Genomic DNA, 15,077 nt, shown 5'->3' with positions numbered 1-15,077 from the left:
TCAGAAAACGCAGCGTATTGAGCACGATGCGTTGCTCGCGATATGTTCCAGCGAGGATGTTATGCACCTCGTCGATCACTAGGACTTGCACGCCTATCGCTTCCATGATGCGCAACGCAGCTTGCTCCATCTGTGCGATATCGGCGCGCGGCGGCTGCGGTGCGCCGAGGAGGGTCAGAAGTTCGGCATAGAACCGTCTTTCGCCGGGCCGACTGGTCATCTCCATCGCGAGAACGGGCGTCCTCAGCCTGCCGGTGAGCGAATTAAAGCTTGGCGGATGCTGGTCACGGAAACGCTTCATGATCATTGTTTTGCCCATTCCGCTGTCGCCGTATATGGCGATGGAAGGCATTCGCGTCCCGCGTGGATGGTCTACCAAGAAGTTGAGGCGATCGAGTACCTGCTTGGCACGCGGATAGACGAGCCAGCGACGTGATCTTATCGCGCGGACGCGCTGCTTGTCCGCTTCACCGAGCAGTGCCGCGGCGTTTGCAGTCAGGTGGGAGGTTCCTGTGTTCATTCCCGCTCACTCCGTGTCCTCATCAAAAGCCACAGGTTTGCTGGAGTCGATACCTCGAAGCGAGCCCCACCCGCTGTCATCCACCTTCGTTTTTGTGCTGGCAGTGCGGCCTCGTCGTGCGGACGCTGTCGCCTTCACTGCCGCATCCACCAGTTTTCGCCGTTCAATGGCTGTACTAACGATGGTGCGGGTGTTGACCTCTCTTCGCCCTCTCGCCAGCAGCGTACGCCTTGCAGCCAATGCTTCGTGCAGCGTTACTGAGGCCAAGGTGAGATCGGCGTAGCGAGCTTCCACGAAGCTGCCCGAAGGTCGCCGCACGAAGATACGAGACATATCCCTTGGGTCGTATTTGACGAGCAGTCGGCGATCCGTCCTCCCGACGTCAGCACTTAGGGCTGCCGACCAATAGCGCAGTCCAAAGAGGTGGATCCCGGTTGGCTGCAGTGTGCGCTCCTGCTCGGGCAGAAATGTCAGCCAAAATCGCATGCGGTCCTGCGGCAATCGGAGTGGAATTTCACCTTCGTGCTCGCGCCAGACTGCGATTGGCGGCCGGCCTAGACTACTGTGGATCGACTGATGGTAGGTGCCGACAATGTCGAGGGCGATGTATCGCTCAAGTTCCCGCAAAGTCAAAGCTGAATGCCGCTTCGAGTCGTATTCGCCGAGCTCCTGCGGATTGCTGTAAGTCGTGCCCGGCAGCAAGTGGAGTTTTCCCATCTGAGTGCCGATCAACCGTTCGATATGGCCGCCGAAGCGCGGTTCACCCGGCGGTCGCCAGTCGATCGCGATTCCGGCATCCTCACACCCCCTTTTGAAAGCACGACTCCTGAAGTCGCTGCCGTTATCGACATGCAATGTCTCTGGGAGTCCGGCGACGGGCCACGGTTCGATGATCTCGCGCTCCCGCAACCAAGGTGATTTGTCAAAGACGGAATGTAGCAAGCATAAGCTGGTCGACAGCCGGGAAGGGGCTTCCATTGTGAGGTAAAACCCGGTCACCATTCGGCTACAAACGTCCATCGCAAGAGTTAGCCAAGGCCTCCCGATTGGCAGACGCGTTTCCTCGTCGACGACAAAGATATCTGCTTTGGTATGATCGACTTGGACGATCTGGAGTGGACGCGAGGCAGCGAGCATTCCTGGAACAGCAGTTGTTCGCTTAACGACTTCGGCTTCGCCCCGTCGTTTGGCGCGTTTCTGCAGGTCGATGTCTTCGAGACGAGTTTCAATCGTCCGACGATGTGGCGGCTTGAGCCCGGCCGAGATGCAGCCCGTTTGTACATCCCGAACCAGTTGCGAAATGCTGGGCCGGTTCTTATTCAGGTAATACCGGTTGATAGTGGTGCGAATGATTTCTTCTCGCTTGTCGTCGAGCACTCGGCTGCCGTCTGGCCGGCCGGGTTTACGCACCACCAGCGATATTACCGTTCCCCCATTTCGAAATAGCTTGATAAGACGGAATGCAGTTGCCCGACTGACTTCGAGTTCGGCAGCCAGCAGCGCCATATCCCCGGCTGCTACCTTGCCTGATCGACGCATCAGAAATCCTCGGATCGCCTCGGCTCGTCGACGCGCCTCATCCCAAAGCGCTTCATCGATCTCGTCGGGCAATGGATCGTTCATGCAGAAACACCGTCTATTTTGTCGACGGGTTGAATCTCACATTATGTGCCAAAATCAAAGGGGAAATCTCAAATTAACTGTCAAGTCTCAAATTAAGTGCCAGGCTATCTTGTTGAAATTATTGTCGTCGGAGTCTTGCGGTTAAATGCAAAACGACAGCCGCCGACGACCCCTTGCGGCAACGGCGCCAACACCGTCTTGCCATCCGGCAGGATCCAGCATTCACGCCGGTAATGCACGAGCTCAGCTGTGACAATCAGCTCTCGCACATGGCAGCTTTTGTAGCCCTTGAAGCGGGAGCCGGGCGGAACATCGAGGTGCAAGACTTGCTCGCGGCTTACCCGCTTGAGATCGAGCTTTGGGCCGCGCGGTTTCTTGCCGGCTGCTTGCGGCGCGTCGTGTTTGTCATCGGTCGCCTTCTCCATGCCCGATGGTCGAAACGGCGGTCGGGGCGGCAGGTTCTTCAGCCGCGCGATCTCGTCGCGCAAAAGCTGGTTGTCGACCTTAAGCCGGGTGTTTTCCAGCCGCAGCGCCGCATTGTCTTCCCGAAGGGCAGCGTTCTCGGCGCGAAGGGTCGTAACCTCTGTTGAAAGCTGCCTGACCTCATCGACCAGACCCGTCACAAGCTCGCGCAACGCCTTCAGCGAGAGCGTGTCGGCATGTTCGGGCGAGGCAAGTCGCTTCTTGGCCATGGCCGAATGGAATCATGATTTGCCCCAGGCGCGGAATCCCCCCGGCACCACACAACACGTCCCGCCTTCACTTATTCACACTTCCCTCGGCCGATCCGGCGAAAAGTCTGCCACCAAATCTGCCCCGGTTACTGCAAATCCGGTAACCGGGGCAGATTTGGTGGCCGCGCCGTTTTGATGGGCGAAGCGCGTCGCGATGTTGATCATAGCATGGAACGCAGACGTTCGGTTGATGCCGTCCAGCCGATCGTGGGGGAGGTGGGGGCGCTTAGGCTTTGGTCGCGTGCAACGCGACCATCTCATCCTGCCGCGGGAGATCTTTCACTTGGTGACGAAGCTGCGCAGATCTTTCTCGGCGAAAAGTCTGCCACCAAATCTGCCCCGGTTACGCAAGAGGTAACTGGGTTTTGCGGCTGTGGCTTTGGCTTCCGGATTTCAATTGAAGCCGTAAGCGAAAAATTTGGTCTTCGATTTTGACCTTACAATTTCGCCCGGGGAGGGGAGGGGTCGATCTCGAAACCCAGGATTCCTTCGGGCTCTTGGGGGCTGTTCAAAATCAGATTGACCGACGGCGTTGTCAGCGCCAGGCAATCGACATTGCCCCATTGGTCGATCTGGCGGAACACCGACCGGGGGCGTGGTTTCCGCTCAGCCGGGCTTGAAGCCGATCACCATCGAGTCCGGCCCCAGCAAAGGCTCGACGCGCGTGGACACGAAACCGGCGTCGCGCATCCAGGCCTGGCAGTCGGCGCCGGTGTAGTCGAACCCTCCGCGGGTCTCGATCAGCATGTTCAAGCTCATCAGCAGGCCGAAGGCGTTGCTGCGGCGCTCGTCGTCGATGACGGCGTCGTAGACGATCAGGGCCCCGCCGTTCGGCAGCGCGGCGAAGGCCTTTTCCAAGAGCTTCCTCTTCTCGGCAAGATCCCAGTCGTGCAGGATATGTCCCATCACGATTACATCCGCCTTCGGCATCGGGCCGTCGAAGAAGTTGCCGCTTTGGAAGCGGATGCGGTCAGCGAGGCCCTGCCGGGCGACGAACGCGTCGAATATCGGCTGCACGGCGGGCAGGTCGAAGCCGATGGCCTGGAGATGCGGATGGGCTCGCGCGATCACCACCGGCACCATGCCCTGCGCCGCGCCCACATCGGCGAAGGTCGTGTATTTCGACCAGTCGAACCTGGCGGCGATCGCCTGTGCCGCACCGGCGCTGATCCCGCTCATCGCCTCGAGGAACCCGCGCAGCCGGGCCGGCTCCGCATAGATCGCGGCGAAGAAGTCTTCGCTGTGCTTGGCTTCGTTCTGCGGCTCTCCGGTGAGCAGGGCTTCGGTCAGCGAGCCCCAGAAACCGTAGAGCCGGGCATTGGCCATTTCGAGGATGCCGCCGATATAGGACGGCTTCGCCTTGTCGAGGAAGAGGTCCGTATCAGGGGCATTGCGATAGCGGCCGTCCTCGCGTTCGAGCAGCTTCAGGGCCACCAGGGTGTCGAGGAAGTCGCGGGCCGAGCGGGAATGCAGTTTCAGCCTGGCCTGCAGGTCGGGCAGGGCGGCCGGGCCGGCTGCGAGCGCGGTGAAGACGCCGAGCTCGACCGCGCTGAGCATGGCTTTGGAGGCCCAGAAGCCCATGCCGAGTTGCATGATGTTGTCCGGTGTCGTTGCGCTCATCGCTCGTCTCCTCGTGGATCGTGTCGTCGAACGGCATCTGGGATTGTGCGGAAACCGGAGCGGTTCGGCGGCGCTGCGAAGCCGAAGACGTCCCGTCTCGTCGAGGCACATTACAAAGAAAAATAGAGCGCTTTGCGATGGGGTGCAAATAATCCAGAATCACTAGCCAAGGGCCCAACCGAAAATTGCGTTGACTGATGTCAGGTGACAGGGAGCGAACTTGTCGTGTTGCAGCACGCGCCTTGGCTCGGCCGGCTGCTGGCGGCGTCGATCCTCCGCTAGGCCGGTGTCACCACCGCAGTGCATCTTGCCGCGGTCAATCTCGGCCCGAAATCCATCCCGGTCGATCGCCGTCGGCATCGTGACCGCGAGACCCGGCTGCTGGCGATTGCCCAGGGATTGCTGGCGGCGGCCGAGATCGGCTTGAAGGAGCACGATCGGCTAGCGCTGGCTCGGCGGATGATGGAGAGGCAGTCTCTGGGCGGCGGGCGTCGTCCAAATAGCCGGCGCTGGTCGAGCTGGTGATGGCGCGGCCGCTGGTCTCGGCCGGCATGGTGGCGGAGACGCTGGGCGTCACGCAGCAGGCGGCGCGGCGGATCGTCTTGGAGCTCGGCTTGCGGGAGATGACGGGGAGGGGGAGGTTTTGGGCGTGGGGGGTAATATGAATATCTTGACCGCTGACAGGCGGCGGCTTTTCATTTATTCGATACCACGACAAGCAAGTTAAAGTTTCTGTGGTTGTAGACAAGTAAAACTTGCTCGCAGAACGATTTTTCAGCAAATTCCCTCGGCGAATGACTGGAGGGAATATAGTGGCGTCAACAGCAGTATTAAGCTTCGATGAAAACGCTGACCTGGAGAGCAATCTCGCCAAGTTCAAGACACACCTCGGACTGCAGGATGCGGTCTTAAGCGGCAAACTGGCGACGTTTTACTCTAGTCTTCGCGACGAGAGCTATGTTTCGTCGTCCCTCTGGAACGACTTGTTTCAGGCGATCCCGGATGCGGAAACTGCGGCCGGGGAACAAGGGGCCCCCCAGCCTCCGGCGGTCGGTGCAACCCCAACCTCCGTTGTTGCGTCCGTCGCTGGTCCCAACGGCTGGTTCCTCGAGGGTCTAAGTATTGAGGGCTTCCGTGGCATCAATAATGAAGGTAAGCCACTGGAACTAAGGTTCAAATCTGACAAGGTCAACAGCGTCTCTGCCGTGAACGGGGTAGGCAAAACCTCGGTCTATGACGCCATCCGGTACGCGATATCCGGGCGGTTACCCTGGTTGGAAGAGCTTCCCCCAGGTGACCGCGACGGAGAGTATTATCTCAACCGGTTCCATGGTGGTCAGGCGGCAACGATTAAGCTTTCACTCCGGGAATTGGCCTCGGGTCAGACCTGTGAGATCGACGTCAAGCGAGATAATCTTGGAAACCGCACGGTAAGCGCGTCCGGCACTTGGGATGGCAACGCGATCCTGCAGTCTCTGAACCGTGAGTTTGTGCTGCTCGACGGGCCGACGTTCCAGAATTTTATTACGGCCAAGCCCCAGGCGCGAGGTCGCACGTTTGCCGGCCTGTTGGGGCTGTCGGATTACAGCAAGATGCGCCAAGCGCTTGCAGCTTTGGGAAACACCCGGGCGTTCAACAACCACTTCGGGGTCCAAGCACACACGCAATTGGAGGCACACGCCCAGAAAGGCGTCAATGACGCCAGGGAAGCGTTCAAAAGAGACTACCTGATCTTGACGGGGGGAGAGTGGAGCACGATGTCGCTCTCCGACGGCCTCACTAAATCCTTCTCGGCGCTTGAACAGATCGGCCCGTTGACGGCTCTTTGCACCGGAAAGAGCTTCCGTGAGATCGATGTGGATGCCTGTATCGAGGCCGTCAAGGCGGCTGAAGGAGGCCCGAAGCGGGATCGTCTCGGCGAGTGTGTCCGCCTGCGTCAGGAATTGGTCACGTTGAATGTGCAGGCTCCTGATACCGGTCGCATCGGCCAACTGGCGAACGTCGCGAAAAATCGTGAGGAGGCCGTCGCGAAGACCGCTGGCGATGTCATCCTACAGCTTTATCAGGCTGGTGCCAAAGCCCTCGAGTTGCCTGAGTGGGCAAACAAGGACATTTGCCCGTTGTGTGACAGCGAGGTTCCTCATGACCTTCATGGCCATGTGACCACGAAGCTGGCGGATTTCACTGCGCTCGACGAGGCGACGCAAGCGGTCGGCCTGGAATGGAACGAGGCAGGGTGGGCGGATCTCATCGCCTTGGAAAAATTGTTGGAGCCCGACAACGCAAACCGCAAGATCGCCGCACTGTCCGAGACCGCTCAGAAAGGCGTGCTCACCGAAGCACAAGCCCAGAATCTGGCCACGTGGCTAGGGACGCTTCGTCAACGCGCGAGCGATCGGGATTCGGAACTGGAAAAGGAACAACGTGACCTGGAGAAGGTCCTTCCACAGTCTTCGGTCGAAGTGACGAAAAAAGTTGAGGCGGCGCGTCGGATGCAGGAAAGTCTCGGCAAGCTCGACGCCGCGCAATCTGACCTTAATGCTGAAAGGAAGCGCGCCGGCCGCGTGTCCCGCCTCAAAGCTTTTCTCGATCAAGCGTCGGATGACTTCGGTGTTGCGGAGGCCAACATCAGCAAAGCCCGTCTCGCCGCCGTGGAACCCGTGTTCAAAACCTACTTCGGTGAGATGTCATTTTTCGGCGTCACCCCGGCAGTAGTCAAGCGGACTAACAGCGAGGACCTGCAAATCCGTCTGCAGGATTTCCATGGCCTCGCGGACCTGTCACCCCAAGCGCTCCTGTCCGAAAGCTATCGCAACGCCTTCGCAATCGCGCTCTACCTTGCCGCCGCGTCGCTTTATGGCGGCATGCCGAAATTCATCGTGCTCGATGATGTGACATCCAGCTTTGATGCGGGTCATCAATTGTATCTGGTCGAACTGCTCCGGAAGAGCTTCGCACGTCCGGCCAACGCCAATGGGCTGCAGGTGATTATCCTCAGCCATGACACAATGCTGGAAAAGCTCTTCAACAAGCACACTGGTTCGGGCGTTTGGTGGCATCAGCGTCTTGAAGGCAATCCTCAGTTCGCGGTTCTGCCGCAAACCGGTGCGGTCAACAAGGTACGCGACCACACCATATCGATGCTGCAGGCCGGGCAGGCAGATTTTGCGAAGGAAGGTGTCCGGCAGTATCTCGAATACCGGCTAAGCGACCTTATCAGCAAGTTGCGCATCCCTGTTCCCGTTGATGTTGCCTTCAACGACAACAAACAGCTAGCGAGCGAATTTCTCAGCGCGATCGAAGCCGCCGTCAAACTCCACAAGGCAGCGGGGTCCCTTATCCTTGATGCCGCACAAGAAGCCGGGCTGAACGCTAACATGGCCACGATCGTCGGGAACTTCACTAGCCACTGGGGCACGGGCCAAGTGCTGGCATTTACGGCCCCGGCCTTGCTCGGCGTCATGAACGCCATCGATCAATATTGCGACTGCTTCACGTTCGAGCCCAACCCGGGAGCTCCGCGGAAATTCTACAAATCGCTGAGCCAGAAAAATTGATGGGACCTTTGCGCCCGATAGGAACCCGCTGTTCAGGTGGCATCGTTTCACCGCCGTGGTCCCCTCGTCCACAGGAATCGAAGTACGCGGGAGAAAACGGGGATTTCCCACAATCACCGCGCGATCTAGATGTAGTAAATTACTAGGAGGAAAAGCGCAAATGAACTCAGCAAAAGTGAACCAATCTGTCGAGGCAGATCCACTGGCGCCTGGGGAACGAGCGCGATCTGATTTCGTTCGAGACATAGTGCAGCGGCGTGAACACCCTCCGCTCGATTTAGCGATGTGGCCCGGCCCGACGCCAAAGCGCATCGTGCAGTTCTGGGACGATTTGCAGCGATTACCCGATGATGTCAAAGTCTGCATGGACTCTTGGAAACAACTGGAACGCAAAGGGTTTGAGCTAGAGGTCTTCGACAGGATCTCTGCGAGCACGTTCATTCGGAACCGGCTAGGGGATCGCTACGAGGACGCTTTCAAAGCTTGCTACCACCCTTCTATGATGTCGGACTACTTCCGTTACGCTTACGTGCTCGTGGAAGGCGGTTTCTATATCGATGCCGACGATGTCTACCATGGCACGCCAATTGAACACCTTTTCGTAGATGGACGACTGAAGCTTCAACCGTTCTGTTACGATATCTCAACGGCCCAAATGGTGGCACCGTCGATATTTACTGAGCCTGGCGTCAATCAGCCAGGATGGATTTTTTACTTCAATACGACGCCTCTGATCGCGCCGCGCAATCATCCTGTCGTCGCGAGAGCGTTGTCGAATGCAACCGCATCCCTGGAAGCGCATAGAGGGAGCGAGTTGCCCGAGGTTCAGGCTACGACTGGGCCGGGAAATCTCACGCGATCGGTCTACGAAATCATCAACGAAGGATGCTCACTTGACGCGGTGATGGTCGCGCACGATTGGGAGCTGACATCCACCAGTCAGTGGCCGCTTAGTTACCGCAATGACTCGAGGAACTGGAGGTTGTCCAATCAGCAAGCGTATAGCGCATACCCGCTTTCGGACGATCGATGAACCTTGCGCGCACTCCACTAGCCATCCTTCGCTTGGCGTTTCGCCTGGGATACGGCCTTCGCTTAATTCTTCCGAAGCAGGCGTCAAAAGCATTCGGGCCGCAACGGAAGTCTGGCGGTCAGACAATTGAAAAGATCTACGTAATTAATCTCGATCGTGAGCCAGGTCGATGGTCCCGCGTTAAGAAGGAGCTTAGACGCATCAAGGATGTGTTCGGCAATGATCTTCTTGGCCTCACGGAACGACAGGATGCTGTAGATGCGAGAAGTTTTCTGCAGGACCCGCCCAAAGACTCAGATGTAGATCCCTACTACACGTTGGCAGATCAACTTTTTGTCGAGCCCCAGCCTCGGACACTGCCGACCAAATTTGAGCTTGAAGCGCCGATCCGAATGAGTAGGGCTGAAGTTGCTGTTGCCAAATCACATATCGAGGTTTGGAGACGAATTGCGGAGGGTACGCAGAAATATGCTCTCATCCTCGAGGATGACGTGTGGTTTCATCCAGGTTTCGCTCGTCAACTTGACCAAGCTTGGAAGGAAGTCGCGAGCGAAAGCGGAAAACATGGAAGCGTCGATATCCTTTACGTTTCATACATGGAAGCAACGAATGGCGCTCCGAAATCTTTCATATCAAGCAATGTGTTTAGGCCGGTGCGCGGACTGTGGTATTTGTCGGGTTACATCCTTTCCCAACAAGGCGCAGAAAAGCTTCTTCGTTTACTGCCGTGCCGAGGCCCCGTCGATCTTTGGATAAACCAACAGTTCGGCACGTTGAACGTATTCGCAACGAGTCACAGCGTTGTTCGCCAAAGAAGAGATGCCTCCTCAACCAACTCGTATTCCATTCTTCCGACCCTTTCTAAGATCGGAGCGATCAACAGCGAGGGCGCGGCCCTCTTCAACGCTCGTCCGACCCAGATGCCTGTTTTTGCGTTTGGCGAAGTCAACTCGGGCCAGTCATCTCTTGCAATGGCGTTGTCCATGCTCGGTTACCGATGCTGCAGCGATATGAAGGGGCTGCCGTTTCATGAGTTGAAGCGGCTTCGTGACGGCAGCGTTGAGCGGGTGTTTAACGCATACGTAAACGTCGGGGCCCTTGAGTCGATGGTTGAGGACCTTCGACGAAACTATCCACAAGCCAAGTTCATCGTAACGGCGTCTGCAAGCGATGTTACTAGCCAACTCATACGGGGCATTCTAGTGAGCCTCGATGGCGCGGACGTCATCGTGCTTGATCCTGGCAACGTCAATGCCTGGCGGATTCTCTGCGAGCACCTCAGGTGCGTGCCGCCTTTGTGCCCGTTCCCAGGGTTGCACGATATGGGACAAAGGCATATCGCCGAAACACGTGGGCAACCTGTCCTCGACCGTAATCGTGAGATACCTAAGTGGGATCGATCACCATGGGTCGTTGAGCCGGATCAAAACGCTTGGTCGGGCATTCGGGTTGTACCGCAAGCGCCAGAAGGCGAGGAAAATTGGGTCGAGGCCGACGATAGCTTTGGGGGCCTCGACCCGTCGCTTTGGTCTGCACGGTCAGACACATTTACTGGCAACCTAGCGCTGTTCCGGTCTCTGAACGTTGAGTACAGCCGGATTGAGGGTGCGACGATACACGTTCGCCAAGAAGAGTTGGGCGTTCGACAGTACAGCGCAGGTGCCCTGACAAGCCATGCCGACTACCTCTTTGGGAGGTTCGAATCAACGTTCCGAGCATCTGATGTGCCAGGAGTGATCACGGGATTCTTTCTTCACCGCAACTCACCGCATCAGGAAATTGACATCGAGATTGCCGGCAACATGCCGTCTCGCCTCCTCGTCAACGTGTTCTACAACCCCGGTGGCGACGGCGACCAGTTCGACTACGGCTACCGAGGTTCTCCGAGCTATATCGAATTGGGATTCGATGCTTCGAAGGGTGAGCATCGGTATGCGATCGAATGGACTCCGAGCGAGATTCGATGGCTGGTGGATGACCTACTGGTCCACCGGCGTGTTCTTTGGAACCCAACCCCGATCCCCCATTTGCCGATGAAACTGCATTTCAACGCTTGGCCCCCTCGCTCCTCCGACCTTGCGGGCCGCCTTAAGACCGGGAGGCTTCCGGCCATGGCCCACGTTCGATCGATACGAGTGAGCGCGCGCGGCCCATTGGTACTCGATAAGAGCGAGAGGGGGATCTCCTAGATTCAAACGAGGCAGCTATCAGCGGGTTTTCAATATGAAAATACTCTCTTACAATCCAGGCCATGACGGCGCATTTGCGTATGTCGAGGACGGCCGCTTGGTATTCTCCATCGAGGCCGAGAAGAGTTCGAAGTACCGACATTCGTCGTTATCTGTCCCCGATGCATTCGACGCACTTGCCGAACTTCACGCCGTTCCCGACGTTCTATGTGAAGGGGGATGGTGGCCCGGCGACTCTCCGCGTGGAGGTGAAGCAGCGGCTGACTACCGTGGTAGCGATCAGGTGATCGTCAGCAAGAAGCGCTTTTTGGGAAAGACCATCGATTTTTTCTCATCGTCCCATGAACGCTCGCACCTTCTGTGCGCGTTTGGGATGTCTGACGTACCGAAGGGCACCCCGTGCTACGCGTTGCTTTGGGAAGGTATCATTGGGGCGTTTTATGAGATCGATGCGGAACTGAATATAACGAAAATGGCTGATGTGATGCCAGAGCCTGGCCATCGCTACGCCATGCTCTACGCGTTAGCGGATCCTACCTTCGACAAAAGCACTGCGGAATTTTCCCGCTTATCCGACGCCGGAAAATTAATGGCGCTCGCTTCGTTCTCGAAAAGAAGCCATCCTTCGAGCGAGGAGCAGAAAATCACGTCCTTCCTGCTGCAGGATTGCAAGCACCTTAAGCCCCGTGATTGTGAAGCATTAAAAGATTTGCCGCACTACAACGTGGGCGTGGAAGACCCTGAATTCCGAAACTTTGCAGGCATCTTCAGCGACCATCTGTTTGACCGGTTTCGTCGGTTCGCTGAGGCAAATCTCAAACGAGGAATGCCATTGTTGATAACCGGGGGGTGTGGGCTGAATTGCGATTGGAACACTAAGTGGAGAGATTCGGGGCTATTCAGCGATGTATATGTTCCTCCCGTCACTAATGATTCCGGTTCAGCGATTGGTACAGCCATCGACGCACAGTTCCACTTCACTGGCGACCCAAAGATCTCGTGGGACGTATACTCTGGATTGCATTTCGTGTCCGACAGAGCTGTCGATAGCGCTCTGTTTGACGAATGGGAGCCGAGCATTTCGACCGTTGCCGAGATGTTGGCCAGCGATATGATCTTGGGATGGGCAAGCGGTCGGTATGAAATCGGGCCACGCGCTCTCGGCAATCGCTCCATCTTGGCGGAGCCTTTTAAACCCAGCACCAGAGAGCGACTGAACGTCATCAAACAACGTGAGCAATTTCGTCCAATCGCTCCCGTCTGCTTGGAAGACGATGCCGACAAATGGTTTGCATGCAGTCAACCAAGCCCGTTCATGCTTTACACCTATCGGGCCACCACAGATAGGCTTGAAGCGGTGACTCATGTGAACCGGACTGCGCGGATTCAAACGGTATCTGCGCTCAGTAATCTTCCATTGTTCGAGTTGCTGACTGCTTTTAAAGCCCTAACGGGCTACGGCGTGTTGTGCAATACGTCCCTGAATTTCAAGAACAAGGGCTTCATTAACACAGTATCTGACCTTTCAGCCTACACCTTACAGCATCAGCTTGACGGGTTTGTGGTCGAGGGGCGGATTTACATGCTGAAATCGTCGCTGAGGTACCAGAACTATCAACGTACTCGCAGTTGATCCAGCCAGGGTGAGCGTTTGTACGACGCTTGCGCCTCTCTTTTTAAACTAAGGTGAGGGGATTATCCGCGTGTCGCGGCGACTGGCTGCTTGCATACTTTGTGGATCTGCGCCGGATTACTGATTTCGGTGCCTGTCAGGTGCCGAGGGCGGCGATTAAAGCACCGCGCCGCGGTCGTTCTAGTTGACTTTTTGGTAAACGCGCACGTAGTCGATATCCATTGAAACTGGGAAGATTGCGTCGTCAATCTTGCCGGCCATGTCGCCACCAATAGCTAGGTTCAAGAGGAGAAAGTGGGGAGTATCGAAAGGCCAACTGCTGCTGCCCTCTTGAGGGTTCTTGTAGGTAAAGTAGGAGTGCCCATCAACACCGATGGAAATCGCGGTGGGAGTCCAGGTCAACGTATAGATGTGGGAGCGACGGCACGCGTCTGATAGAACAGTTTCACCCCCGATGCCGAACGTGCCCGCTGTTGCCTTCGTGTGGATTGTCCCCTTGATCTTGTCTGGCGCACTGCCGACCTGCTCCATGATGTCGATCTCCCCGTTTTCAGGCCAAGGAGTTTTAACAGGGCCGAGCATCCAAAATGCCGGCCAGGTACCCCTGCCGCAAGGCAGGCGTGCACGGACTGCGAAATGCCCGTAAATCCAAGCGGCCTTTCCGCGGGTGATGAGGCGCGCGGAGGTATAGTTCTGTCCGCCGTAGTCGGATGCGCTCGTCAGCCGTTCCTTACGAGCAGTGATGGTGAGTTTACCGTCCTTGACGCGGCTGTTCTCGCGTCTTTTTACCGCATAGTATTGCTTCTCATTGTTGTACCAGCCCGATTTATTGCCCTCGGTATCGTAAACCCATTTCGCCGGATCCGGCAGGCCGGCACGATCGAATTCGTCTGACCATACAAGCCTGTACCCTGCTGGTATCTTAGCTTCTTGTGCGCCGGCTGTTGGAGCGGTGAAAACAAAAAAGGCGAAGCAAAGTAGGCTGTATTGTTGCAGAACCACGCGTCCGACTCGCGGCCCCACAACGGGTGGCGAACAACACCGTCATGGTCGGGTTTCGTGGATCGTCGGGGCCAATCCGTCGAAATTTCGCCACGAACCCGAGCAGCCCGATCTCTCACTAGGCTAAGTGCTTTCTGGAGAAATTCCGGCTCAAACACCGGGCATTTTCCATCATTTTCGGCGACTGTCTGGACGATCGGCAGCGCACCGGGGTTTTCGGGCACTGTGATGCTCCACCCATCTCCCACCATGATGATGTCGTGCAAAGCCACGAGAAGGCGGTATGGGTGATCGCCAATCATGCCATGTTCGGCGTCATCCAGGTACGCCAAGCGGCGGGCCATTGCATCGGGGTGCCCAGCTTGAAAATCCGCCGCCGGAAGAGCATTTGCCAAGAAGGCCTCAACGCTCGCCATCTGTTCGGAACTGGGTATCCAATCGTTCTTGCTAGCTGAGAGGAGTTTTGTCCAGTTGGAGAAACCCAGTTTCTCCGCAACCAGGTTGAGCGCATGGTTTTGCGTGATCCTGTTGGCACGCGCGTATCGTTTAGCGAGATGCTTAAGGCTCTTGAGTTTTGTTGTTTCGGTCATATCCATATCCTGAAATGATCCGACCATGTGCCCGCTAATGGCCAGACCATGCCTGTTGGCACGGAGTGACGCTTCAGTATGGAAAACGCTGACATAGCTTTGCGTGGCGGGCACACCGGCCCGCGAGTAGGGCCGCGTCTTGTATGCCAAGCATCATGACTTCGGTCAAGCCGATCCGTATTTGCCGACAGTGATTTCAAACAGCACGCCGGCAACGGCGGAACAGCGTCGACGTCGTCATACGGTTTCAATGGTTTAGTTGCAATTGTCCGGCGGGTCGTGGGTTCGTATCCATTCAAGGCGAAGGATCGGAGACATCCAGACTGAGCGGCATGTTGCCGGCTTCCAGCCGGCTCAGGCGGATGGAGAGTTCGCGTTGCTGGATTTGATCTGTTGCCCCCGCGGGAAGAACGGAAGAACGGATTCTTGGTCGTTATAAGTCCGGCGTCGCAATTGGGGCCGTTGAACGAACCCGCTGCGCGGGAGGGCGTCTGCGGTTGAGGTAGAGTGTCCCGGCTGGAGTTGGGGCCTGAATTGAACGTCGTCCGGCAAGGGCAGAGCATGACGAGCTTCTTC

Annotated in this window: 9 protein-coding genes and 1 pseudogene; 5 read left to right on the top strand and 5 right to left on the bottom strand. The window is 57.1% G+C overall.

Annotated elements, in window-relative coordinates; genetic code table 11:
- From BC363_RS27535 to BC363_RS27520, 4 genes are all read right to left on the bottom strand, one after another.
- Positions 1–520 (bottom strand): TniB family NTP-binding protein (locus tag BC363_RS27535; RefSeq protein WP_153047632.1); only part of this gene is annotated, 520 nt, incomplete at its 3' end.
- 6 nt (positions 521–526) lie between these two features.
- Positions 527–2,143, bottom strand: coding sequence for a Mu transposase C-terminal domain-containing protein (locus BC363_RS27530; RefSeq protein WP_065793345.1), 1,617 nt, complete (start codon positions 2,141–2,143; stop codon positions 527–529).
- A gap of 104 nt (positions 2,144–2,247) precedes the next feature.
- Entirely contained in the window at positions 2,248–2,835 is a 588-nt protein-coding gene (locus tag BC363_RS27525) for a cell division protein ZapB (protein ID WP_065787070.1), read from the bottom strand.
- 648 nt (positions 2,836–3,483) lie between these two features.
- On the bottom strand, positions 3,484–4,497 hold the full coding sequence (locus tag BC363_RS27520; RefSeq protein WP_065793344.1) for a methyltransferase: 1,014 nt from the start codon (positions 4,495–4,497) through the stop codon (positions 3,484–3,486).
- A 213-nt stretch (positions 4,498–4,710) separates the two neighbouring features.
- Between BC363_RS27520 and BC363_RS27515 the strand changes: the two are divergent.
- From BC363_RS27515 to BC363_RS27495, 5 genes and pseudogenes are all read left to right on the top strand, one after another.
- Positions 4,711–5,162: pseudogene (locus tag BC363_RS27515) on the top strand (DUF1612 domain-containing protein); the annotation flags it as partial.
- Positions 5,163–5,309: 147 nt separating this feature from the next.
- A complete protein-coding gene (locus BC363_RS27510; protein WP_065786250.1) occupies positions 5,310–8,054 on the top strand; it encodes an AAA family ATPase in 2,745 nt (914 codons plus the stop codon).
- Between the two features lie 160 nt (positions 8,055–8,214).
- Positions 8,215–9,087, top strand: a complete 873-nt coding sequence (locus BC363_RS27505) for a glycosyltransferase (RefSeq protein ID WP_065786249.1) — start codon at positions 8,215–8,217, stop codon at positions 9,085–9,087.
- A complete protein-coding gene (locus BC363_RS27500; protein WP_065786248.1) occupies positions 9,084–11,276 on the top strand; it encodes a family 16 glycosylhydrolase in 2,193 nt (730 codons plus the stop codon). The genes BC363_RS27505 and BC363_RS27500 overlap by 4 nt, the downstream gene beginning before the upstream one ends.
- Positions 11,277–11,310: 34 nt before the next feature.
- Positions 11,311–12,909, top strand: a complete 1,599-nt coding sequence (locus BC363_RS27495; RefSeq protein ID WP_065786247.1) for a carbamoyltransferase C-terminal domain-containing protein — start codon at positions 11,311–11,313, stop codon at positions 12,907–12,909.
- A 180-nt stretch (positions 12,910–13,089) separates the two neighbouring features.
- Here BC363_RS27495 and BC363_RS27490 read toward each other — a convergent pair whose 3' ends face one another.
- Entirely contained in the window at positions 13,090–13,911 is an 822-nt protein-coding gene (locus BC363_RS27490) for a glycoside hydrolase family 16 protein (protein ID WP_065786246.1), read from the bottom strand.
- Positions 13,912–15,077: the final 1,166 nt, after the last annotated feature.

The sequence above is a fragment of the Ensifer sp. LC384 genome, from assembly GCF_001695865.1.
GTDB lineage: Bacteria > Pseudomonadota > Alphaproteobacteria > Rhizobiales > Rhizobiaceae > Ensifer.
This window is presented reverse-complemented; position numbering and strand designations above follow the sequence as displayed.

What these genes read in the sequence shown, in the direction of transcription:
- BC363_RS27525 (WP_065787070.1), bottom strand. Translation starts at nt 2,835, where the DNA reads ATGGCCAAGAAGCGACTTGCCTCGCCCGAACATGCCGACACGCTCTCG.
- BC363_RS27530 (WP_065793345.1), bottom strand. Translation starts at nt 2,143, where the DNA reads ATGAACGATCCATTGCCCGACGAGATCGATGAAGCGCTTTGGGATGAG.
- BC363_RS27520 (WP_065793344.1), bottom strand. Translation starts at nt 4,497, where the DNA reads ATGAGCGCAACGACACCGGACAACATCATGCAACTCGGCATGGGCTTC.
- BC363_RS27500 (WP_065786248.1), top strand. Translation starts at nt 9,084, where the DNA reads ATGAACCTTGCGCGCACTCCACTAGCCATCCTTCGCTTGGCGTTTCGC.
- BC363_RS27505 (WP_065786249.1), top strand. Translation starts at nt 8,215, where the DNA reads ATGAACTCAGCAAAAGTGAACCAATCTGTCGAGGCAGATCCACTGGCG.
- BC363_RS27495 (WP_065786247.1), top strand. Translation starts at nt 11,311, where the DNA reads ATGAAAATACTCTCTTACAATCCAGGCCATGACGGCGCATTTGCGTAT.